This window comes from Streptomyces sp. NPDC045899 (assembly GCF_056431485.1).
The window spans coordinates 16,770-39,233 of record NZ_JBWKKP010000025.1 but is presented as its reverse complement, the minus strand read 5'-3'; the positions used below and the strand labels follow the sequence as shown (position 1 = coordinate 39,233).

The following is a 22,464-nucleotide window of genomic DNA, read 5'->3' as shown; positions in this document are numbered from 1 at the left end:
AGGCCCTCGATTCGTTCCCTGACCGTCGGGTGGAACCCGAAAAGATGACCGCCGTTCCAGGGGTAGGCTCGACAACGCCGGTGTGCACTCGGTCACCGGATAGCGACAGTGTGGAGAGGAGCCCTGACTCAGGGTGAGCACCAAGCCGACTACCACAGACCTCGAATGGACCGATCTGGACCAGCGGGCCGTTGACACAGCCCGCGTCCTGGCCATGGACTCCGTGCAGAAGGTCGGTAACGGCCACCCCGGCACGGCCATGAGTCTCGCGCCCGCCGCGTACCTGCTCTTCCAGAAGCTGATGCGGCACGACCCCTCCGACGCCGGATGGGCGGGCCGCGACCGGTTCGTACTGTCCCCGGGCCACACCAGCCTCACGCTCTACGTGCAGCTGTACCTGGCGGGCTTCGGTCTGGAGCTCGACGACCTCAAGGCGTTCCGCACCTGGGGCAGCCTCACCCCGGGCCACCCGGAGTTCGGCCACACCACCGGCGTGGAGACCACCACCGGTCCGCTCGGCCAGGGCATCGCCAACGCGGTGGGCATGGCGATGGCCGCCCGCTACGAGCGCGGGCTGTTCGACCCGGAGGCGCCCGAGGGCGCCTCCCCGTTCGACCACACCATCTGGTCGATCGTCTCCGACGGCGACCTGGAGGAGGGCATCTCCGCCGAGGCGTCCTCGCTCGCCGGTCACCAGAAGCTGGGCAACATCGTCGCCCTGTACGACGACAACCACATCTCGATCGAGGGCGACACCGCCACCGCGCTCTCCGAGGACGTGCTGAAGCGCTACGAGGCGTACGGCTGGCACGTCCAGCGCATCGAGCAGGCACCCAGCGGTGACTTCGACATCCACCAGCTGTACGCGGCGCTGAAGGCGGCGCGGGACGAGACCGAGCGCCCCTCGATCATCGCGGCCCGCACCATCATCGCCTGGCCCGCGCCCAACGCGCAGAACACCGAGGCGTCGCACGGCTCGGCGCTCGGCGCGGAGGAGGTCGCCGCCACCAAGCGCGTCCTCGGCTTCGACCCCGAGCAGCACTTCCAGGTGGACGCCGACGTCATCAACCACACCCGGGGTCTGGTCGACCGCGGCCGTGAGGCGCGCGCCGCCTGGGACAAGACGCTCCAGGAGTGGCGGAACAACAACTCCGAGCGGGCCGCCGAGTTCGACCGGATCACCGCGGGCGAGCTGCCGGCGGGCTGGGAGAGCACGCTGCCGGTGTTCGAGGCGGGCAAGGACGTCGCCACCCGCAAGGCGTCCGGCCAGGTGCTCAAGGCGCTCGGCGGGGTGCTGCCCGAGCTGTGGGGCGGCTCCGCCGACCTCGCAGGCTCCAACAACACCACGATCGACGCCTCTTCGTCCTTCCTGCCGAAGGACAACCCGCTGCCGGAGGCCGACCCCTACGGCCGCACCATCCACTTCGGCATCCGCGAGCACGCCATGGGTTCGACCATGAACGGCATCGCGCTGCACGGCAACACCCGGGTCTACGGCGGCACCTTCCTGGTGTTCTCCGACTACATGCGCCCGGCCGTCCGGCTCGCCGCGCTGATGAAGCTACCGGTCACCTACGTGTGGACGCACGACTCCATCGGCCTCGGCGAGGACGGCCCGACCCACCAGCCGGTCGAGCACCTCTCCGCGCTGCGCGCGATCCCGGGTCTGAACATCGTCCGCCCGGCCGACGCCAATGAGACGGCGATCGCCTGGCGCGAGATCACCCGCCGTCACACGGAGCAGCCCGCGCCGCACGGCATCGCGCTGACCCGTCAGAACGTGCCGACCTACGAGGCCAACGAGGGCGCCGCCAAGGGTGGTTACGTCCTCTTCGAGGCCGAGGGCGGCAAGCCGAAGGTCATCCTGATCGCCACCGGTTCCGAGGTCCAGCTCGCCGTCGAGGCGCGTGAGCAGCTCCAGGCCGCCGGGGTCCCGGCCCGCGTCGTGTCGATGCCGTCGGTCGAGTGGTTCGAGGAGCAGGACCAGGAGTACCGCGAGAGCGTGCTGCCGCCGTCGGTGAAGGCGCGCGTGGCCGTGGAAGCCGGTATCGGACTGACCTGGTACCGCTACGTCGGCGAGGCCGGCCGCATCGTCTCCCTGGAGCACTTCGGCGCCTCCGCCGACTACAAGGTGCTCTACCGGGAGTTCGGTCTGACCGCCGAGGCCGTGGTCACCGCCGCCCACGAGTCCCTCGACGCCGCCGGGCGCTGACGCCCGCCACCGGCTTGACTAGTAGCGACGAGTAGGAGACATAACTCATGACAGACGCACTCAAGCGGCTGGCCGACGAAGGCGTCGCGATCTGGCTCGACGACCTCTCGCGCAAGCGGATCACGTCCGGCAACCTGGCCGAACTGATCGACCAGCAGCATGTCGTCGGTGTCACCACCAACCCGTCGATCTTCCAGAAGGCGATCTCCGGCGGCGACGGCTACGAGCAGCAGGTCGCCGATCTCGCGGCCCGCAAGGTCACCGTCGAGGAAGCGGTCCGCATGATCACCACGGCGGACGTCCGGGACGCCGCCGACATCCTGCGCCCGGTGTACGACGCCACCGGTGGCCAGGACGGCCGGGTCTCCATCGAGGTCGACCCGCGGCTGGCGCACAACACGGCGGCCACCATCGCCGAGGCCAAGCAGCTGGCGTGGCTGGTGGACCGGCCCAACACCTTCATCAAGATCCCGGCCACCAGGGCGGGGCTCCCGGCGATCACCGAGGTGATCGGTCTCGGCATCAGCGTCAATGTCACGCTGATCTTCTCCCTGGAGCGCTACCGCGCGGTCATGGACGCGTTCCTGGCCGGGCTGGAGAAGGCCAAGGCCGCGGGTCTCGACCTGTCCAAGATCCACTCGGTCGCGTCCTTCTTCGTCTCCCGCGTGGACACCGAGATCGACAAGCGGATCGACAAGCTGGGCACCGACGAGGCCAAGGCGCTGCGCGGCAAGGCCGCCCTGGCCAACGCCCGCCTCGCCTACGAGGCGTTCGAGGAGGTCTTCAGCTCCGACCGCTGGGCCGCCCTGGACCGGGCGAGCGCCAACAAGCAGCGTCCGCTGTGGGCCTCGACCGGCGTCAAGGACCCGGCGTACAAGGACACCCTGTACGTGGACGAGCTGGTCGCCCCCGGCACGGTGAACACCATGCCGGAGGCCACGCTGGACGCGGTGGCCGACCACGGTCAGATCACCGGTGACACCGTGCGCGGCACCTACGAGCAGGCCAAGGCCGACATCGAGGCGCTGGCCGGGATCGGGATCTCGTACGACGAGGTCGTACAGCTCCTGGAGGACGAGGGCGTCGAGAAGTTCGAGGCGTCCTGGAACGACCTGCTGAAGTCCACGGAGACGGAGCTCAACCGTCTCGCACCGTCGGAGGCGTGACACCTTGACCACCAGCAGCAATCCGCTGCGTGACCCGAGGGACCGGCGGCTCCCGCGTATCGCGGGGCCGTCCGGCCTGGTCATCTTCGGCGTCACGGGCGATTTGTCCCGGAAAAAGCTGATGCCGGCCGTGTACGACCTGGCCAATCGAGGACTGCTGCCGCCGGGCTTCTCGCTCGTCGGCTTCGCCCGCCGCGACTGGGAGCACGAGGACTTCGCGCAGGTCGTCCATGACGCCGTCAAGGAGCATGCGCGGACCCCGTTCCGCGAGGAGGTCTGGCAGCAGCTCGCCGAAGGCTTCCGCTTCGTGCCCGGCGACTTCTCCGACGACGAGGCGTTCAAGACGCTGCGGTCGACCATAGAGGAGCTGGACAAGGCCCGCGGTACCGGTGGCAACTTCGCGTTCTACCTGTCCGTACCGCCGAAGTTCTTCCCCACCGTGGCGCAGCAGCTCAAGAAGCACGGGCTGTCCAACGGACAGGGCGACTCCTGGCGCCGCGCGGTCATCGAGAAGCCCTTCGGGCACGACCTGCAGAGCGCACAGGAGCTCAACCAGGTCGTCCACGAGGTCTTCCGGCCCAGCGACGTCTTCCGGATCGACCACTACCTGGGCAAGGAGACGGTCCAGAACATCCTGGCGCTGCGCTTCGCCAACACGATGTTCGAGCCGATCTGGAACCGCAGCTATGTGGACCACGTCCAGATCACCATGGCCGAGGACATCGGTATCGGCGGCCGCGCGGGCTACTACGACGGCATCGGCTCCGCCCGTGACGTCATCCAGAACCACCTGCTCCAGCTGCTCGCCCTGACCGCCATGGAGGAGCCCGCCTCCTTCGAGGCGGACGCGCTGGTCACCGAGAAGCTCAAGGCGCTCAGGGCCGTCAAGCTCCCCCGGGAGCTGGGCAAGCACACCGTGCGCGGCCAGTACGCGCACGGCTGGCAGGGCGGCGAGGAGGTGCTCGGCTACCTGGAGGAGGAGGGCATCGACCCGCACTCCAAGACCGACACCTTCGCCGCGATCAAGCTGGAGATCGACAACCGCCGCTGGGCGGGCGTCCCCTTCTACCTGCGCACCGGCAAGCGGCTGGGGCGGCGGGTCACCGAGATCGCCGTGGTCTTCCAGCGCGCCCCGCACTCCCCGTTCGGCACCACCGACACCCAGGAACTGGGGCAGAACGCCCTGGTCATCCGGGTGCAGCCGGATGAGGGCATCACCATCAGGTTCGGCTCCAAGGTGCCCGGCACCTCCATGGAGATCCGGGACGTGACGATGGACTTCGCCTACGGCGAGTCCTTCACCGAATCCAGCCCCGAGGCGTACGAGCGGCTGCTGCTCGATGTGCTGCTCGGCGACGCCAATCTCTTCCCCCGTCACCAGGAGGTGGAGCAGTCCTGGCGGATCCTCGACCCGATCGAGGCGTACTGGGACAAGCACGGCAAGCCCGAGCAGTACACGGCCGGGACCTGGGGTCCGAAGGCCGCGGACGAGATGCTCGCACGAGACGGACGGAGCTGGCGGCGGCCATGAACATCGATCTCACGGACACCACGTCCGCCCGGATCAACTCCGCCCTGGTCCAGGCGCGCCGGTCCGCCGGCACCCCCGCCACGGGCATGGTGCTGACCCTGGTCATCGTGACCGACGAGGGCAATCACTACGACGCCCTCAAGGCGGCCAGCGAGGCGTCCAAGGAGCATCCGTCGCGCAACCTGGTCGTCATCAAGCGCCCGGGGCGTTCGCCCCGGGACCGCAAGATGGCCCGGCTGGACGCCGAGGTGCGGATCGGCGGGGAGACCGGCACCGGTGAGACGGTGTTGCTGCGGCTCCACGGCGAACTGGCCAACCACGCCCATTCGGTGGTGCTGCCGCTGCTGCTGCCGGACGCCCCGGTGGTGGTGTGGTGGCCCGAGGACGCCCCGGAGAACCCCAGCGAGGACCTGCTCGGCCAGCTCGCACAGCGCCGGATCACCGACGCCCAGGCCACCGAGGACCCGGTCGCCACGCTCGGGATGCGGGCCGAGACCTACACACCGGGCGACACCGATCTGGCCTGGACGCGGATCACCCCGTGGCGCAGTGTGCTCGCGGCCGCGCTGGACCAGAAGCACTCCCCGATCACCTCCGCGACCGTGGAGGGCGAGGCGTACAACCCGAGCAGTGAACTGCTCGCGCTGTGGCTCGCCGAGCGGCTGCGGGTGCCGGTGGACCGCCAGGTCTCGGACGGCCCCGGGCTGACCGCGGTCCGGCTGGAGACCGCCGACGGGGTGATCTGCCTGGACCGGGCCAACGGTTCGCTGGCCGAGCTGGCGATGCCGGGGCAGCCGGACCGTCATGTGGCGCTCCAGCGGCGGGAGATGTCGGAGCTGATCGCCGAGGAGCTGCGCCGACTGGACCCGGACGAGATGTACGCCTCGGCGGTGAAGTACGGAGTGAGCAAGCTGGGCAAGGCCGCCACCGCGACCCATGCGTCGGCGGCCAGGCCCGGCCCGGCAGACGGCAATGGCAACGGCCAGGCCCGTCCGGTTCCGGCGCCGCCGAAGCACAAGGCCGAGGGCAGGACCGAGGGCAAGGCGGCGGACGCATGACGGCTCCGCAGGTCGTCGTCCACCGCGACAAGGAGCTGATGGCCCAGGCCGCGGCGGCCCGGCTGCTCACGAAGATCGTGGACGCCCAGGCCGCCCGCGGCTCCGCGTCGGTGGTCCTCACCGGCGGCCGCAACGGCAACGGCCTGCTGACCGCGCTCGCCTCCTCCCCCGCGCGCGACGCGGTGGACTGGTCCCGGCTGGACCTGTGGTGGGGCGATGAGCGCTTCCTGCCGGAAGGCCATCCGGACCGCAATGTCACCCAGGCCCGGGACGCACTGCTGGACACGGTGCCGGTGGACCCGGCACGGGTGCACGCCATGCCCCCGTCCGACGGTCCGCACGGCGGCGATGTGGACGCGGCGGCCGAGGCGTACGCCGGCGAACTGGGCCGGTCCGCGCGGCCGGAGAACCACGGCGCGGTGCCGTCCTTCGACGTCCTGCTGCTGGGTGTCGGCCCCGACACCCATGTGGCCTCGCTCTTCCCCGAGCTGCCCGCCGTGCGGGAGACCGAGCGGACGGTGGTCGGGGTGCGTGGCGCGCCCAAGCCGCCGCCCACCCGGATCACGCTGACCCTGCCCGCGATCCGCGCGGCACGGGAGGTGTGGCTGCTGGCGGCCGGTGAGGACAAGGCGAAGGCGGTCACCATCGCGCTCTCGGGCGCCGGGGAGCTCCAGGCCCCGGCGGCGGGTGCGTACGGCCGCAGCCGCACGCTGTGGCTGCTGGACCGGGCCGCGGCGGCCGGGCTGCCGCGCGAGCTGTATCCCCCGGCCTCGCCGTAGCACGCGTCATCCGACGCTTCCACCAGCGATCCCCCGTGCGCCGGGCGCACGGGGGATCACTGTCTCTCAGGGGCGGGCCCGGGGGCTCAACGGCCGCGCAGCGCCCGGTAGGTGGCGACGAGCTGCTCGGTGGAGGTGTCGAGCCCATCGACCTTCGCGCCCTCGGTGAGGGCGGGCTCGACCCGCTTGGCGAGCACCTTGCCGAGCTCCACGCCCCACTGGTCGAAGGAGTCGATGTTCCACACGGCGCCCTGGACGAACACCTTGTGCTCGTAGAGGGCGACGAGCTGGCCGAGCACCGAGGGGGTCAGCTCGGAGGCCAGGATCGTGGTGGTGGGGCGGTTGCCGCGGAAGGTCTTGTGCGGCACCAGCTCCGCGGGCACTCCCTCCGCGGCGACCTCCTCCGGGGTCTTGCCGAAGGCCAGCGCCTGGCCCTGGGCGAAGAGGTTGGCCATCAGCAGGTCGTGCTGGGCGACCAGACCGGGCTCCAGGTCCTCCACCGGCCGGGCGAAGCCGATCAGATCGGCGGGGATCAGCTTGGTGCCCTGGTGGAGCAATTGGTAGTAGGCGTGCTGTCCGTTGGTACCGGGGGTGCCCCAGACCACCGGACCGGTCTGCCAGCCGACCGGCTCGCCCTCGCGGTCCACCGACTTGCCGTTGGACTCCATGTCCAGCTGCTGGAGGTAGGCGGTGAACTTGGACAGGTAGTGGCTGTAGGGCAGGACGGCATGCGACTGGGCGTCGTGGAAGTTGTCGTACCAGATGCCCAGCAGGCCCATCAGCAGCGGTGCGTTCTCCTCCGGCGGGGCCGAGGTGAAGTGCTCGTCGACCAGGTGGAATCCGGCGAGCATCTCGCGGAAGTGGTCCGGGCCGATGGCGATCATCAGGGAGAGGCCGATCGCCGAGGGGTAGGAGTAGCGCCCGCCGACCCAGTCCCAGAACTCGAACATGTTGGCCGTGTCGATACCGAACGCGGAGACCTTCTCCGCGTTGGTCGACAGCGCCACGAAGTGCTTGGCGACGGCCTCGGGACCGGCGCCCAGACCGTCCAGCAGCCACGCGCGGGCGGACGTGGCGTTGGTGATGGTCTCGATGGTGGTGAACGTCTTGGATGCGACGATGAACAGCGTCTCGGCCGGGTCCAGATCACGCACCGCCTCATGGAGGTCGGCGCCGTCCACGTTGGAGACGAAGCGGAACGTCAGCGAGCGGTCGGTGTAGGCGCGCAGCGCCTCGAACGCCATGGCCGGGCCCAGATCCGAGCCGCCGATACCGATGTTGACGACGTTCCTGATGCGCTTGCCGGTGTGGCCGGTCCAGTCACCGGAGCGGACCCGGTCGGTGAAGACGGCCATCTTGGCGAGCACCGCGTGCACATCCGGGACGACATCCTTGCCGTCCACCGAGATGACGGCGGAGCGGGGTGCCCGCAGCGCGGTGTGCAGCACCGCCCGGTTCTCGGTGGTGTTGATCTTCTGGCCGCGGAACATCGCGTCGCGCAGCTCGGCCACCTGGGTGGCGCGGGCCAGTTCGCGCAGCAGCCGCAGCGTCTCATCGGTGACCAGGTGCTTGGAGTAGTCCAGATGGAGATCGCCGACCTGGAGGGTGAGCCTGCGCCCCCGCTCGGGGTCGCCTGCGAACAGCTCGCGCAGCTGCGCGTCACCCAGCTCCTTGCGGTGTGCGACCAGCGCCTGCCACTCGGGCAGCTGGTCGAGCCTGCTGCGGCCTACTGCGTTCATCTCGGACATCAGCCCACTTCTCGTCGGTGCCTGGCCCCCGTTGGCCACCAACCTAATTGATGCCGGAGCGCAATCCCGGAACGAGGGCCACCAGACCGCAGGCGAACAGCGCGGCGGCCGCCAGCGCCGGGGCGTTCAGCCCCCAGGCCGCGGCGATCACCCCGCCGAGCAGGGCACCGAGCGGGGCCCCGGCGATGGTCAGGGTGCGGAACGCGGCGCTCACCCGGCCCAGCATCTCCGCCGGGCTGCGCTGCTGCATCATCGTCACCTCGGTGACGTTCCAGACCATTCCGGAGAAGCCGAACAGGCCCATGGCGGCGACGGCCACCGGCAGACTGCGGACCGTGCCCAGCGCGACCAGGGCGGCGAGCTGCGCCATCCCGCAGACCAGCAGGGAACGGACCCGGCCCAGCCGGTCGGTGAGCCACCCGGCCACCAGCCCGCCGGTGACACTGCCGATCCCGTAGACGGTCACCACCACGGCGTAGCCGGTGGTCCCCGCGCCCAGCCAGCCGGTGACGATCAGCACCAGGGTGGCGATGAGCCCGCCGATACCGATGTTGACCAGCATGGTGCAGCCGCACAGCGATGTCAGCGCCCGGTCCCGCCACAGCAGCCGGATGCCCTCGGCGATGTCCTGGCGCAGGGTGCGGCCCGCCGGGCGCGGGGCGCGCTCGGGGGCCGTCACGCCGAGCGAGGCGACCAGGAGGGCGGCCAGCAGATAGGTGGCCGCGTCCGCCCAGAACGGCACCGCGGCGCCGAGCCCCAGCAGCACCGGGAGCAGCGGGGCGCCCACGAACCGGCCCATCACCTCCTGCCCGGTCATCAGCCGGGCGTTGGCCCGGCCCAGCGCCTCCTGGCCCACCACCGACGGCAGCAGCGCGGTGGCGGCGTTGTCGAAGAGGGTCTGGAGGGTGGTCAGGGCGAAGCCGAGGGCGAGCAGCAGCCCGATCGTGGCGTGGCCCTGCCAGACGGCCACGGCGAACCCCGCCATCAGGGCCGCCCGGACAACGTCCACCGCCCACATCGCCCGTCGCTGGTCGACCCGGTCCGCGATGGCCCCGCCGATCAGCCCGAACAGCAGCCAGGGCAGGAAACCGCAGGCGCTCACCAGGGACACCAGCACCGGTGAGTCGGTCAGGGAGACCGCCAGCAGCGGCAGCGCGGCCCCGCGCAGCGCGTCCCCGAAGCGGGAGACCACGGCGGCCGTCCACAGCCGCCCGAACCCCCCGCGCCAGGCGGGCGCCGCCGGTTTCCCGGCGCCCCGCTCCCCCTCGCGCTCCCCGGCCTCCAGCGCGCTCATCGGCGCTCCTCCCCCATGGCCGGCGCCCAGGCCACACCCCCGTGAATCAGCACCCCACGACCGTAGCCCCGGCCACCGACAACGGCTCCGACCCGGACATCCGGACCTATGGACAACGGCCCGGCCGCGCACCCCCTCGGAGGGTGCCCGGCCGGGCCGTCGTACGCGCTGCTCGGTTCGGTGTGCCGCCTAGATCTCGCCCCGGAGCTTGGCCAGCGCCTCGGCGAGGATGGCCTCGCCGTCGGCGTCGCTGCGCCGCTCCCGTACGTACGCCAGATGCGTCTTGTACGGCTCGGTGCGCGGCGGGTCCGGCGGGTTGTCCCGGTCCTTGCCTGCGGGGAAGCCGCACCGCGGGCAGTCCCAGGTCTCCGGGACCTGCGCGTCGCTGGCGAAGCTCGGCTGAGTCTCGTGCCCGTTCGAGCACCAGAAGGAGATGCGCAGGCGCGGAGCCGATTCGCCTCGCTCGGCTTCTCCCATCGGCCCCGCTCCGACCCGACTTCCACGGATCGCGTTGCCACTTGCCACGGTCGTAACTCCCTGCGTGATGGTGCCGCGAAGCATCGATGGCCGATTCGCCGCCCGGCGCCCCAGTCTACGTAAGGCCCAACGCGCGTCCAGTGAGAGGAGTTACACCCGCCACCCAGGACGCCACCCTCATGATAAGCCGCCACCGGCCCGCTGACGGACGGAACGTCAGTTATCGGATGCCCGTCGACGGCTGGACGACCCATGGCCGAAGGCCCCTCCGGGCCCCGGTCGAGCTCGGGTCGAGCCTCAGTCCAGCTTCATCAGGAGACCGAGGACGACAATGCAGACGAACCACAGCAGCCCGACCACGATGGTGATCCGGTCGAGGTTGCGCTCGGCGACCGAGGAGCCGCCCACCGAGGACTGCATACCGCCACCGAACATGTCGGACAGGCCGCCGCCCTTCCCCTTGTGCATGAGCACCAGCATCATCATCAAAAGGCTGAAGATGATGAGGGCGATCGAGAACCCCATGATCACAGCTGGACCAACTCTCTCGGGCAGTTACGGACGTCGGGGGCCGGATGGCGCGATTGCACCACCACGACCCCCGACAGGGTACGACGACCCGTGCGCTACGGCATACTCACTGGTCGCGGAAACGAACGATCTTGACGAATTCCTCGGCGTCCAGCGCGGCACCGCCGACCAGGGCGCCGTCCACATCCGGCTGGGCCATGATCGCGGCGACGTTCCCGGACTTCACCGAGCCGCCGTACTGGATCCGGACCTTGTCGGCCAGCTCCTGGCTGTAGAGCTCGGCCAGCCGGGCGCGGATGGCCCCGCAGACCTCCTGGGCGTCCTCGGGGGTCGCCACCTCGCCGGTGCCGATCGCCCAGACCGGCTCGTAGGCGATCACGATGGTCTCGGCCTGCTCGGCCGGGATGTCGGCGAGCCCGCCGTCGATCTGCGCGAGGGTGTGCGCGACCTGGTTGCCCGCCTTGCGGATCTCCAGGCCCTCCCCGACACAGAGGATCGGGGTGAGACCGTGCCGGAAGGCCGCCTTGACCTTGCGGTTGCAGATCTCGTCGGACTCGTCGTGGTACTGGCGCCGCTCGGAGTGGCCCACCACGGCGAAAGCGCAGTTCAGCTTGGCGAGCATGGCACCGGAGATCTCACCGGTGTAGGCGCCGGAATCGTGCTCGGACACGTCCTGGGCACCGTACTTGATCTTCAGCCGGTCGCCGTCGACCAGCGTCTGCACCGAGCGGAGGTCGGTGAAGGGCGGCAGGACCGCGACCTCGACGGCCTCGTAGTCCTTGTCGGCGAGGGCGAAGGCGAGCTTCTGGACGTGGGCGATGGCCTCAAGGTGGTTGAGGTTCATCTTCCAGTTGCCCGCCATCAGCGGAATACGGTCACTCACGGTGTTCAGTCCTCCAGTGCGGCGAGGCCGGGGAGAGTCTTGCCCTCGAGGTATTCGAGGCTTGCGCCGCCGCCGGTCGAGATATGGCCGAAAGCGGATTCGTCGAATCCCAGGATGCGGACGGCCGCTGCCGAGTCGCCGCCGCCGACCACGGTGAAGGCGGGGCTGTCGAGCAGGGCCTGGGCGACGGCCCTGGTGCCGTCGGCGTAGTCGGGGTGCTCGAAGACACCCATCGGTCCGTTCCAGAAGACGGTGGCGGTGTCGGCCAGCTTGGCCGCGTAGAGCTTGCGGGTCTCCGGGCCGATGTCCAGGCCCTGCCGGTCGGCCGGGATGGCGTCGGCGGCCAGCACCTCGGGGTCGGCCGGGGCCTTCGTCTTCAGGTCGGGGAACCCGGCGGCGGCCAGGACGTCGACCGGGAGCACGAACTCCACACCGCGCTCCTCGGCGCGGCGCAGGTACTCGCGCACCACCGGGACCTGGTCCTCCTGGAGCAGCGAGCCGCCGACCTCGTGGCCCTGGGCCTTGAGGAAGGTGTACGCCATACCGCCGCCGATCAGGATGCGGTCGGCCTTCTCCAGCAGGTGGTCGATCACGCCCAGCTTGTCGGAGACCTTGGCACCGCCGAGGACCACCGCGTACGGCCGCTTGACGTCCTCGGTGAGCTTCTTCAGCACGGTCAGCTCGGCGGCGATCAGGTCGCCCGCGGCGTGCGGCAGCCGCGCCGGGAGGTCGTAGACGGAGGCGTGCTTGCGGTGCACCGCACCGAAGCCGTCGCCCACGTAGAGATCGGCCAGCTCGGCGAGCCGGTCGGCGAAGGCGCCGCGCTCGGTGTCGTCCTTGCTGGTCTCACCGGCGTTGAAGCGCAGGTTCTCCAGCAGCGCGACCTGGCCGTCGGCGAGCCCTCCGACGGTGGCGCGCGCGCTGTCGTCCACGGTGTCGGTCGCGAAGGCGACCGGCTTGCCGAGCAGTTCACCGAGCCGCCGGGCCACCGGGGCCAGCGAGTACTGCGGATCGGGCGCGCCCTTGGGGCGGCCGAGGTGCGAGGCGACGATGACCTTGGCGCCCCGGTCCAGGAGCTTGGTGATCGTCGGGACGGCGGCCCGGATCCGGCCGTCGTCGGTGATCGTCTCGCCGTCGAGCGGGACGTTCAGGTCGGCGCGGACGAACACCCGCTGTCCGGCGACCTGGAGATCGTCAATCGTCTTCACAGAATGGCTCCTTGATCATGTGGAAGGGGCCCGCTGCGACGGCGGCGTCGTAGCGGGCCCCTTTCCTCGCTCATCGCGACAGCGTCAGAGCTTGCCGCCGACGAAAACAGTCAGGTCGACCAGGCGGTTGGAGTAGCCCCACTCGTTGTCGTACCAGCCGACAACCTTGACCTGCTTGCCCTGGACCATGGTCAGCGAGGAGTCGAAGGTGCACGAGGCCGGCCAGTTGACGATGTCCGAGGAGACGATCGGGTCCTCGGTGTACTCCAGGACGCCCTTGAGCTGTCCCTCGGCGGCCTTCTGGAAGGCGGTGTTGATCTCGTCCTTGGTGACCTCGCGGTCGAGCTCCAGGACGAGGTCGGTGACCGAGCCGGTCGGGACCGGGACACGCATCGCGATGCCGTCCAGCTTGCCCTTGAGCTGCGGCAGGACCAGCGCGGTGGCCTTGGCGGCACCGGTGGAGGTCGGAATGATGTTCTCCGCGGCGGCGCGGGCGCGGCGCAGGTCCTTGTGCGGGAAGTCCAGGATGCGCTGGTCGTTGGTGTAGGCGTGGACCGTGGTCATCATGCCCTTGACGATGCCGAAGTTCTCGTCGAGGACCTTGGCCATCGGCGCCACACAGTTGGTGGTGCACGAGGCGTTGGAGATGACGTCGTCCTTGGCGGGATCGTACTTGTCCTGGTTGACGCCCATCACGATGGTGATGTCCTCGCCCTTGGCGGGCGCGGAGATCAGAACCTTCTTGGCGCCGGCGGTGAGGTGCTTGGCGGCGTCCTCGCGCTTGGTGAAGATGCCGGTGGACTCGACGACGATGTCGGCACCGAGCTCTCCCCACGGGAGGGCGGCCGGGTCACGCTCGGCCATGGTCTTGAACGTCTGGCTGCCCACCGTGATGGTGTCCTCGGTGTGGCTGACCTCGTGCTTCAGCCGCCCGAGGATGGTGTCGTACTTCAGCAAGTGGACCAGGGTGGCGTTGTCGGTCAGGTCGTTGACACCGACGATTTCGATGTCCGCGCCCTGCTCGAGAAGTGCGCGGAAGTAGTTGCGGCCGATGCGACCGAAGCCGTTGATGCCTACGCGGATCGTCACGAACCGATCTCCTCGTCAGGTTTGCCGGGCTTCCCGGCGAGCTTGTGTGGTTGTCCCCGACCGCCTCCGACCCTACCGCTATCACGAGACGTACGTGACATTGGCATCGGCGGCCCATGACCACCGAAAAGTGGTATGGGCCGCCGATTCAGTCACGATTCGTCACGGTCTGTCAACGGCGCAGGGCGCGGAGTGCGCCACCGATGAGCTTCGCCCGCTGGGCCGCGCCGGACACGTGCTCGAGGCCGAAGCCGAGCAGCACGGTGTCCCTGGTGGTGACCGCCGCGGAGGTGTGGAAGAGCTCCTGCGACCGGGTCCACTCCGCCGGGCTGGCCGGGCTGCCGTCCGGCGGTCCGGCCGCGGACCAGGGCCCGAGCGCCGTCTCGAACCCCTCGGTGTCCTGAGTGGCGCCTCCGATGACCAGCGCGGTGCCGTCGATGAAGGCGCTTCGTCCGCCGGTGCCCGGATCGGTGACGTAGGAGACCGCCAGTTCGACCTTCTTGCCCGCGTAGCCGCTCAGGTCGAGCGAGACCGGCCACCAGCCCTCGGAGGAGCCGGTGAAGCTGTTCCAGGCGCCGGTGGTGCCGGTGGCCCGGCACCCGTTGTCACCGGGGGTCAGATAGTGCTTGAGGAACGGGTGGAGGTTGAGCAGGAAGCCCGCCTCGCACTCGGTGGGCACCTTGGTGGAGCTGCCGCCGGCCGCGTCGGGCAGCGTGGTCCAGTCGTCCTGGCCCGCGGTGTGCGCCTCGACGATCACATGGTCGTAGCCGGGCTCGGTGTCATGGCTGAGCCGGAAGGTCAGCCCCGGCTTGTCGGCCGCACCCACCCCGGTCAGATCGACGGTGCGGGTGAGCCGCTTCCAGGAGTTGTCGTGGTGGCCCGCCGCCGCCATCCACTCCCCCTCGTACGGCTGGTACGGGGAGCGCGCACCGGGGTATTCACCCCCGCCCGCGCTGCGGAACCGCGGGAAGTCCTTCGGCGGCAGCACATCGGAGGTGACGGTGTACCCGCCCGCGGTGTCCAGCGGATTGCCGGGGGCGTCGGTCAGGGTGGCCGCGGTGCCCTTGAGCGCGCCGCCGCCCTGGTACGCACCGGGCGACTTGAGGGTGATGCGGCTGTCGGCGCCCAGGTAGTACTGACTGAAGTCGTCGGTGTCGGCCGGGCCCACCTCGGAGCTGCCGCCGGCGCGCTCACCGGTGGTGATCAGCTTGCCGCCCTCGTTGAGGAAGTCGCGTACGGCCAGCAGGGTCTGGCCGCCGGGGCGCTGGGCACCGGTGTACCAGAGCACCGTGCGGAAGTGGTCGAGCACACCGAGCGCCGACGGCGCGCCCTTGGCGGCGACGTCCCAGACGGCGGCCTTGCGGCCGTTGTCCGCGAGCGCCTTGGTGTACGCGGCGGTGTGACGCGCCGGGTCGCTGCCGCCCTCTTCGGCGATCACCAGGGTGTCGGCGCGGGGGCGGGGGGCGACGGTGTAGGTGAACGGCTCGCTCGCGGTCCGCTCGCCGCTCCTCGTCCGGCCGGTGAACCAGACCTCGACCTTCTCACCGGTGTCCGCGCCCTCCACGGTGGCGCGGTACTGGTCGAACATGATGTTGTCATCGCCACCGTAGGTCTCACCGCCCTTCCAGGGCTTGAGCGACGCGGTGTGGGTGCGGCCGCCGTCCACGCGGTAGCGGAGCCGCTTGTCGCGGACGCTCTTGCGGACGGTGACCGAGACGTCCTGGTCGCCGCCGCGCGCATAGGAGGTGGTGAAGGCGTCCGGGGTGAAGTCGGGCGCGTCCAGGCCCACGGACGAGGAGGGCCGGTCGGGGTGGGCGGCGGTCTCGGCGACGGAGAGCGCGAACGGGACGTTCTTGGCGAACTCCTGCTGGATCAGCTTCTCGTCGTCCGGGAAGGTGAAGACGGAGGCGCAGTCGCCGGGCTTCCAGGGGTCGGCGGGGTCCACACCGGACGCCGTCTGACAGGTCGACATCTCCGGGGTGAACATCATCATCCCGTTGACGTTGGCCGCGTGTCCGTCGGCCTCACCGTTGGTGGTGTACAGCTCGGAGGAGACCTGGGGGTGGTAGCCGGGGATCGCCGAGTTCTCCGGGGTTCCGGCGAGCGCCTTGTAGAGGACGTCGTCGGGGGTCGGGGTGGCGACCTGCCAGCCGACGCCGTAGAGCAGCAGTTCGGCGGCGGAGTGGTAGTTGATGCCGTAGTCGAAGCCGATGCGCTTCTGGAAGGAGTCCAGCGCCTTGGTCTCGGGCTCGGAGGCGGGACTGGAACCGCGGAAGGTCTCGTCGGCGGGGTCGGGCGAGGAACCCTCGTTGTCGTAGCCCCACTTGTAGGAGAAGTTGCGGTTGAGGTCGACACCGTCGCCGGGGGTGATCTTCCCGTCCCCGTTGTTGTCGTGCAGGTTCTTGCGCCACTGACGGTTGGCCGGGCTCTGGTGGGTGAAGTCGTAGCCGTCCGGGTTGGCGGTGAGCACGAACCACAGTTCGGTACGGTCCACGATCCGGGTGACCCGGTCGTCCTTGCCGTAGTTGTCGAGGTAGTAGTGCATCAGCCGCCGGGTCATCTCCGGCGTGATCCACTCCCGGGCGTGCTGGTTCGACATGTACAGCACCGAGGGCTTGCTGCCGTCCCGGGACGTGGCCGCGCCCTTGGTGAGTTTGAGCGCGAGGATGTCCTTGCCCTGGGTGGTCTTGCCGATGCTGACGACCTTGGTGAGACCGCGATGGGCCTGCCCGGTCTCGACGATCTCCTGTTTCAGACCGCCCGCGCCGCTGTAGGGGCGGAACACCCCGTCGCCCGCGGCCTTGAGACGGTCGCGGGCCTGGGCGGACACCTTCTTCTCGGTGAGCCGCACACCCTTGCCGCGCAGTTGCGCGGCCTGTTTCCCGGTGAGGTAGAGCTCGACCGTCCCGCGGCCCTTCTCCGGGACCTGGCGCCCGAGTTCATGCCCGTCCGCGCCGGAGCGCAGCAGCAGCGGGATCTGGTCCTTGCTCACCTCGGCCGTCCAGACGGAGAGTCCGTCGGCCGGGGCGTCCGCGGTGGGCCGTGCCTGCGCGGCGGGTGCCGCGGCAAGTCCCCCCAGGAGCAATGAAGCCACCGCGACGAGCGATCTGATCGGTCTCGCCTTGCGTCTGTGCATGAGCCCCCCTGGCTGTCGTCCGACGCATATGGGTTGCGCAGGCGCTAAGACTGATGTCGGCCCATGGCCATGTCAACAGTGGGGATGAAGGTTCGACGACGGGGTGGTGAAGCGTTCCCCCGGGCCCGCTCAGGGTCCGGGGGCGGCCGTCATGACGGCCGGGTGACGGGGGCTGAGCCTCCGTCAGCCGACCATGCCCTCGGCCATCTCATCGGTCAGGCTCGACTCGGTGCCGGGGATGCCCAGGTCCTGGGCGCGCTTGTCGGCCATGGCCAGCAGCCTGCGGATACGGCCCGCGACCGCGTCCTTGGTCAGCGGCGGATCGGCGAGGGCGCCCAGCTCCTCCAGCGACGCCTGCTTGTGCTCCATACGCAGCCGGCCGGCGGCGGCGAGGTGCTCGGGCACCTCCTCGCCGAGGATCTCCAGGGCGCGCTGCACCCGGGCCCCGGCGGCGACGGCGGCCCGGGCGGAGCGGCGCAGATTGGCGTCGTCGAAGTTGGCCAGCCGGTTGGCGGTGGCCCGGACCTCGCGGCGCATCCGCCGCTCCTCCCAGGCGAGCACCGACTCATGGGCCCCCAGCCGCGTCAACAGCGCGCCGATGGCGTCACCGTCCCGGACGACGACCCGGTCCACTCCGCGGACCTCGCGGGCCTTCGCGGCGATCTGGAGCCGGCGGGCGGCGCCGACCAGGGCCAGCGCGGCCTCCGGACCGGGGCAGGTCACCTCCAGGGAGGAGGAGCGGCCCGGTTCGGTGAGCGAGCCGTGGGCGAGGAAGGCCCCGCGCCAGGCGGCCTCGGCGTCACAGGTGGCACCGGAGACGACCTGCGGCGGCAGCCCGCGGATCGGCCGGCCGCGGCCGTCGACCAGTCCGGTCTGCCGGGCCAGCTGGTCACCGCCCGCCACCACCCGCACCACGTACCGGCTGCCGCGGCGCAAGCCCCCCGGGGCCATCACCACCAGATCGGAGGAGTGGCCGAAGATCTCCAGGATGTCCTTGCGGACCCGGCGGGCGGCGATGCCCGTGTCCAGCTCCGCCTCGATCACGATGCGCCCGCTGACCAGGTGCAGACCGCCCGCGAACCGCAGGATCGCGGAGACCTCCGCTTTCCGGCAGCAGGTCCGGGTGACGGGGAGCCGGGAGATTTCATCCTTCACCGCTGCCGTCATCGCCATGGGCCGATCCTTCCATGCATCCGAAAAATACGGTCGTACGCGGCCGCCAGAAGCTCCGGGTCATGCTTCGGGGCACCGTCGGTCGCGGCCACCGGCGCAAGCTCGACCGTGCCGCCCAGCCGCTTCGCGGCGTCGCACAGACTGCTCTGGTCGGGAACGGCGGCCTCGTCGGCCAGCACCACGTCGAAGGCGAGTTTAGGGGCGTGTCGGGCCAAAACCTCCAAATGACGCTGCGGGGAGAAGCCATCGGTTTCGCCCGGCTGGGGGGCGAGGTTCAGCGAGAGCACCCGGCGCGCCTTGGTGTCGGTGAGCGCCTGGAGCAGGTCCGGTACCAGCAGATGGGGGATGACCGAGGAGAACCAGGATCCGGGCCCCAGGACCACCCAGTCGGCGTCCATGACCGCCTCGACGGCCTCGGGCACGGCGGGCGGGTCGTGCGGCACCAGGTGCACCGACTGGACCTCGCCCGGGGTGAGCGCCACGGTCGCCTGCCCCGCGACCGTGGAGACCTCCTCCGGGCGCGCCGGATCATGGCCGCGCACATACGCCTGGAGCTCCAGCGGCACGGCCGACATCGGCAGCACCCGGCCGTGCGCGCCCAGCAGCTTGCCCACCAGGTCCAGCGCCTTCACATGGTCGCCGAGCTGCTCCCAGAGGGCGACGATCAGCAGATTGCCGACCGCGTGGTCATGCAGCTCGCCCTCGCTGATGAAGCGGTGCTGGATCACCCGGGCCCAGGTCTGGCCCCAGTCGTCGTCGCCGCAGAGCGCGGCCAGCGCCTTGCGCAGATCGCCGGGCGGCAGCACGCCGAGCTCATCGCGGAGCCGTCCGCTGGAGCCCCCGTCGTCGGCGACGGTGACGACCGCGGTGAGGTCCCCGGTGATCCGGCGCAGCGCGGCGAGCGACGCGGACAGGCCCATCCCGCCGCCGAGCGCCACGACCTTGGGCTGGGCGCCCCGGGTCGTACGGGCGCCGACCAGCCGTCGCAGCCGCTTGGTTCGGATCGTCACTCGCGCCCCATGTCACGGTGGACGATCACGGTCTCGACGCCCTCGGCGGCCAGCCGGGGGGCGAGCCGCTCGGACATCGCCACACTGCGGTGCTTGCCGCCGGTGCAGCCGATGGCGATGGTCACATAGCGCTTGCCCTCGCGGCGGTAGCCCGCGGCGATGAGCTGGAGCAGCTCGGCGTAGCGGTCGAGGAACTCCTTGGCGCCCGGCTGGTTGAACACATAGCCGGAGACCTCCTCGTTGAGTCCGGTGAAGGGGCGCAGCTCGGGGACCCAGTGCGGATTGGGCAGGAAGCGGCAGTCCACCACCAGGTCGGCGTCGACCGGCAGCCCGTACTTGTAGCCGAAGGACATCACGGTGGCCCGCAGCTCGGGCTCCTCCTCGCCCGCGAACTGGGCGTCCATCTTGGCGCGCAGCTCGTGCACGTTGAGACTGGAGGTGTCGATCACCAGATCGGCGTCCCCGCGCAGCTCACGCAGCAGATCGCGCTCGGCGGCGATACCGTCCACGATCCGGCCGTCCCCCTGGAGGGGGTGCGGACGGCGCACCGATTCGAACCGGCGCACCAGCGCCTCGTCGGACGCCTCCAGGAACAGCACACGCCGCTTGACGTTCTTGGCGGCCAGGTCCGCGAGGGACTCCCGGAGGTTGTCGAAGAAGCGGCGGCCGCGGACGTCCACCACCACGGCGATCCGGGCCACATTGCCCTGGGAGCGGGCGCCGAGGTCCACCATGGTCGGGATGAGGGCGGGCGGCAGGTTGTCCACGACGAACCAGCCGAGGTCCTCCAGACACTTGGCGGCGGTGCTGCGGCCCGCACCGGACATTCCAGAGATGATCACCAGCTCGGGGATGGCCGTCGCCTCGGCGCCGCCCTCTCCCGTCGTGCCCGTCTTCACCTGCGCTCCGTCTCCGTGGTTCTCGTGCTCTGTCATGCTCTCGCGCTCTGTCATGATCCCGTCCCCCGATTCGCTGACGGCGCCGCGTTCGCGGCCTCGTCCTCAATGATCTCTCCTGTGGCGGTGTTCACCGCCGGGGCGGCCGGGGCCGCCCGGGTGAGGGCGGCGGCGACCGTCTCCGCCGTCTTGCGGCCCACGCCGGGCACCTCGCAGATCTGATCGATGGTGGCGGCGCGCAGCCGTTTGAGGGACCCGAAGTGCTTCAGCAGGGCCTGCTTGCGGCTCTCGCCGAGCCCCGGTACGGCGTCCAGCGGACCGGCCCGCAGGGACTTGGCCCGTTTGCTGCGCTGGTAGGTGATGGCGAAGCGGTGGGCCTCGTCACGGATCCGCTGGAGCAGATAGAGCCCCTCGCTGCTGCGGGGCAGGACCACCGGGTCGTCCTCGCCCGGCACCCAGACCTCCTCCAGCCGCTTGGCGAGACCGCAGACGGCCACATCGTCGATGCCCAGCTCCGACAGGGCCCGCTGGGCGGCGGCGACCTGGGGCTGACCGCCGTCGACCACGACGAGCTGCGGGGGGTAGGCGAACCGCTTGGGGCGGCCGCTGTCGTCGAGGGGGCCGGAGGACTCCCCGGCGTCCTCCGGGGCGAGGGCGGGGGCCTCGGGAGCCGGGCCGCCGGCCAGGGGCTCCCCGGCGGCGAGGCCGTCGGCGGGGGGCTCCCCCGCGGCGGGCTCCTCGCGGGGCTCCCCCTCCCACTCCCCCGTGCGCTGCTTCTCCTGGAGGTAGCGGCGGAAGCGGCGGCCGACCACCTCGTGCATCGAGCGCACGTCGTCCTGTCCGGCGAAGCTCTTGATCTGGAAGCGGCGGTACTCACTCTTCCGGGCGAGTCCGTCCTCGAAGACCACCATGGACGCGACCACGTCATCGCCCTGGAGGTGGGAGATGTCGAAGCATTCGATGCGCAGCGGCGCGGAGTCCAGGTCCAGGGCGCCCGCGATCTCCTCCAGCGCCCGCGAACGGGTGGTCAGATCGGAGGCCCGCTTGGTCTTGTGCAGCGCCAGCGCCTGCTGGGCGTTCCGCTGCACGGTGGTCATCAGGTCCTTCTTGTCGCCGCGCTGCGGGATGCGCAGATCGACCCGGGAGCCCCTGCGCTCGCTGAGCCACTGGGCGACCGGCTCGGCGGGGTCCGGCACCGCGGGCACCAGCACCTCCTTGGGCACCGCGTCACCCCGCTCCTCGCCGTAGAGCTGCTGCAGGGCGTGCTCGACGAGGTCCGCGGTGTCCACGGCCTCGACCTTGTCGGTGACCCAGCCGCGCTGACCGCGCACCCGGCCGCCGCGCACATGGAAGATCTGGACGGCCGCCTCCAGCTCGTCCTCGGCCACCGCTATCAGATCGGCGTCGGTGGCGTCGGCGAGCACCACCGCGTTCTTCTCCATGGCCCGCTTGAGCGCCCCTATGTCGTCCCGCAGCCGGGCGGCCTTCTCGTACTCCATGTCCTCGGCCGCCTCGTGCATCCGCTGCTCCAGGCGGCGCAGATAGGCGCCGGTGCGCCCGGCCATGAAGTCGCAGAACTCCTCGGCCAGTTCACGGTGCTCATCGGCGGTGACCCGGCCGACGCAGGGGGCCGAGCACTTGCCGATGTAACCCAGCAGACAGGGGCGGCCGATCTGGGCCGACCGCTTGAACACCCCTGCGGAGCAGGTCCGGACGGGGAACACCCGCAGCATCAGATCGACGGTCTCGCGGATGGCCCAGGCGTGGGCGTACGGACCGAAATAGCGCACGCCCTTCTTCTTGGGCCCGCGCATGACCTGGACCCGGGGGAACTCCTCGTTGAGCGTGACCGCGAGGGACGGATAGCTCTTGTCGTCACGGTATTTGACGTTGAAGCGGGGATCGAACTCCTTGATCCACGAATACTCGAGCTGGAGCGCCTCGACCTCGGTGGAGACCACCGTCCACTCCACCGCCGCGGCCGTGGTCACCATGGAGCGGGTGCGCGGATGGAGGTTGGCGAGGTCCTGGAAGTACGAGGAGAGCCGCTGGCGCAGGCTCTTCGCCTTTCCGACGTAGATCACCCGGCCGTGCTCATCGCGGAACTTGTAGACCCCCGGCGAGTCGGGGATCTGTCCCGGCTTGGGGCGGTAGCTGCTCGGGTCGGCCATGGTCACCACCCTACTTGCGGGGAGTGACAGTTCCGGCGCTCTCGGGCGGTGGGTCCGGGGGCACCGGCCACGGCCTCGGGGGCGTACCCCGAGCGCGGGGCG

Annotated in this window: 17 protein-coding genes; 5 read left to right on the top strand and 12 right to left on the bottom strand. The window is 70.5% G+C overall.

Going from position 1 to position 22,464, the window contains the following annotated elements:
- Positions 1–133 precede the first annotated feature (133 nt).
- Genes tkt through pgl form a run of 5 tightly spaced genes read left to right on the top strand, consistent with a single transcriptional unit; the run spans position 134 to position 6,746 of the window.
- Positions 134–2,212: a transketolase gene (gene tkt, locus AC07FT_RS29190; RefSeq protein ID WP_479178935.1), complete on the top strand. Its 2,079-nt coding sequence runs from the start codon at positions 134–136 to the stop codon at positions 2,210–2,212.
- Positions 2,213–2,259: 47 nt separating this feature from the next.
- The gene (tal, locus tag AC07FT_RS29185) at positions 2,260–3,378 is read left to right on the top strand and encodes a transaldolase (RefSeq protein ID WP_479178934.1); all 1,119 of its coding nucleotides are present in this window, start codon (positions 2,260–2,262) and stop codon (positions 3,376–3,378) included.
- A gap of 4 nt (positions 3,379–3,382) precedes the next feature.
- Positions 3,383–4,909: a glucose-6-phosphate dehydrogenase gene (gene zwf / locus AC07FT_RS29180; RefSeq protein WP_471202316.1), complete on the top strand. Its 1,527-nt coding sequence runs from the start codon at positions 3,383–3,385 to the stop codon at positions 4,907–4,909.
- A complete protein-coding gene (gene opcA, locus AC07FT_RS29175; protein ID WP_479178932.1) occupies positions 4,906–5,967 on the top strand; it encodes a glucose-6-phosphate dehydrogenase assembly protein OpcA in 1,062 nt (353 codons plus the stop codon). Before zwf ends, opcA begins: the two co-directional genes overlap by 4 nt.
- Positions 5,964–6,746 (top strand): 6-phosphogluconolactonase, encoded by a 783-nt coding sequence (pgl, locus tag AC07FT_RS29170; RefSeq protein WP_479178931.1) that lies wholly within the window; start codon positions 5,964–5,966, stop codon positions 6,744–6,746. Before opcA ends, pgl begins: the two co-directional genes overlap by 4 nt.
- An 86-nt stretch (positions 6,747–6,832) precedes the next feature.
- Here the strand turns inward: pgl and pgi are convergent, their stop codons facing one another.
- From pgi to uvrC, 12 genes are all read right to left on the bottom strand, one after another.
- Positions 6,833–8,485 (bottom strand): glucose-6-phosphate isomerase, encoded by a 1,653-nt coding sequence (pgi, locus tag AC07FT_RS29165; RefSeq protein WP_479179008.1) that lies wholly within the window; start codon positions 8,483–8,485, stop codon positions 6,833–6,835.
- Positions 8,486–8,537: 52 nt separating this feature from the next.
- Complete coding sequence (locus AC07FT_RS29160; protein ID WP_479178930.1) at positions 8,538–9,788, bottom strand: MFS transporter; 1,251 nt, start codon at positions 9,786–9,788, stop codon at positions 8,538–8,540.
- Between the two features lie 189 nt (positions 9,789–9,977).
- The gene (locus AC07FT_RS29155) at positions 9,978–10,313 is read right to left on the bottom strand and encodes an RNA polymerase-binding protein RbpA (RefSeq protein ID WP_308358464.1); all 336 of its coding nucleotides are present in this window, start codon (positions 10,311–10,313) and stop codon (positions 9,978–9,980) included.
- 249 nt (positions 10,314–10,562) lie between these two features.
- The gene (gene secG / locus AC07FT_RS29150; protein WP_201874267.1) at positions 10,563–10,790 is read right to left on the bottom strand and encodes a preprotein translocase subunit SecG; all 228 of its coding nucleotides are present in this window, start codon (positions 10,788–10,790) and stop codon (positions 10,563–10,565) included.
- A 112-nt stretch (positions 10,791–10,902) separates the two neighbouring features.
- Positions 10,903–11,679, bottom strand: coding sequence for a triose-phosphate isomerase (gene tpiA, locus AC07FT_RS29145; protein ID WP_471202325.1), 777 nt, complete (start codon positions 11,677–11,679; stop codon positions 10,903–10,905).
- Between the two features lie 5 nt (positions 11,680–11,684).
- Positions 11,685–12,887 (bottom strand): phosphoglycerate kinase, encoded by a 1,203-nt coding sequence (locus AC07FT_RS29140; RefSeq protein ID WP_471202327.1) that lies wholly within the window; start codon positions 12,885–12,887, stop codon positions 11,685–11,687.
- Positions 12,888–12,971: 84 nt separating this feature from the next.
- The gene (gap, locus tag AC07FT_RS29135; RefSeq protein WP_471202329.1) at positions 12,972–13,976 is read right to left on the bottom strand and encodes a type I glyceraldehyde-3-phosphate dehydrogenase; all 1,005 of its coding nucleotides are present in this window, start codon (positions 13,974–13,976) and stop codon (positions 12,972–12,974) included.
- 172 nt (positions 13,977–14,148) lie between these two features.
- Positions 14,149–17,112: a M14 family metallopeptidase gene (locus tag AC07FT_RS29130; RefSeq protein ID WP_479178928.1), complete on the bottom strand. Its 2,964-nt coding sequence runs from the start codon at positions 17,110–17,112 to the stop codon at positions 14,149–14,151.
- 183 nt (positions 17,113–17,295) lie between these two features.
- On the bottom strand, positions 17,296–18,285 hold the full coding sequence (gene whiA / locus AC07FT_RS29125) for a DNA-binding protein WhiA (protein WP_176183588.1): 990 nt from the start codon (positions 18,283–18,285) through the stop codon (positions 17,296–17,298).
- On the bottom strand, positions 18,276–19,295 hold the full coding sequence (locus tag AC07FT_RS29120) for a gluconeogenesis factor YvcK family protein (RefSeq protein ID WP_479178927.1): 1,020 nt from the start codon (positions 19,293–19,295) through the stop codon (positions 18,276–18,278). The genes whiA and AC07FT_RS29120 overlap by 10 nt, the downstream gene beginning before the upstream one ends.
- On the bottom strand, positions 19,292–20,230 hold the full coding sequence (gene rapZ / locus AC07FT_RS29115; protein ID WP_471202456.1) for an RNase adapter RapZ: 939 nt from the start codon (positions 20,228–20,230) through the stop codon (positions 19,292–19,294). The genes AC07FT_RS29120 and rapZ overlap by 4 nt, the downstream gene beginning before the upstream one ends.
- A 14-nt stretch (positions 20,231–20,244) precedes the next feature.
- Positions 20,245–22,362, bottom strand: coding sequence for an excinuclease ABC subunit UvrC (gene uvrC / locus AC07FT_RS29110; RefSeq protein ID WP_479178926.1), 2,118 nt, complete (start codon positions 22,360–22,362; stop codon positions 20,245–20,247).
- Positions 22,363–22,464: the final 102 nt, after the last annotated feature.

Bases quoted from the DNA above. Each gene is read 5' to 3' on its own strand.
- tal (WP_479178934.1), top strand. From the start codon at position 2,260: ATGACAGACGCACTCAAGCGGCTGGCCGACGAAGGCGTCGCGATCTGG.
- opcA (WP_479178932.1), top strand. From the start codon at position 4,906: ATGAACATCGATCTCACGGACACCACGTCCGCCCGGATCAACTCCGCC.
- pgl (WP_479178931.1), top strand. From the start codon at position 5,964: ATGACGGCTCCGCAGGTCGTCGTCCACCGCGACAAGGAGCTGATGGCC.
- pgi (WP_479179008.1), bottom strand. From the start codon at position 8,485: ATGAACGCAGTAGGCCGCAGCAGGCTCGACCAGCTGCCCGAGTGGCAG.
- AC07FT_RS29160 (WP_479178930.1), bottom strand. From the start codon at position 9,788: ATGAGCGCGCTGGAGGCCGGGGAGCGCGAGGGGGAGCGGGGCGCCGGG.
- secG (WP_201874267.1), bottom strand. From the start codon at position 10,790: ATGGGGTTCTCGATCGCCCTCATCATCTTCAGCCTTTTGATGATGATG.
- AC07FT_RS29130 (WP_479178928.1), bottom strand. From the start codon at position 17,112: ATGCACAGACGCAAGGCGAGACCGATCAGATCGCTCGTCGCGGTGGCT.
- whiA (WP_176183588.1), bottom strand. From the start codon at position 18,285: ATGGCGATGACGGCAGCGGTGAAGGATGAAATCTCCCGGCTCCCCGTC.
- rapZ (WP_471202456.1), bottom strand. From the start codon at position 20,230: ATGACAGAGCACGAGAACCACGGAGACGGAGCGCAGGTGAAGACGGGC.
- uvrC (WP_479178926.1), bottom strand. From the start codon at position 22,362: ATGGCCGACCCGAGCAGCTACCGCCCCAAGCCGGGACAGATCCCCGAC.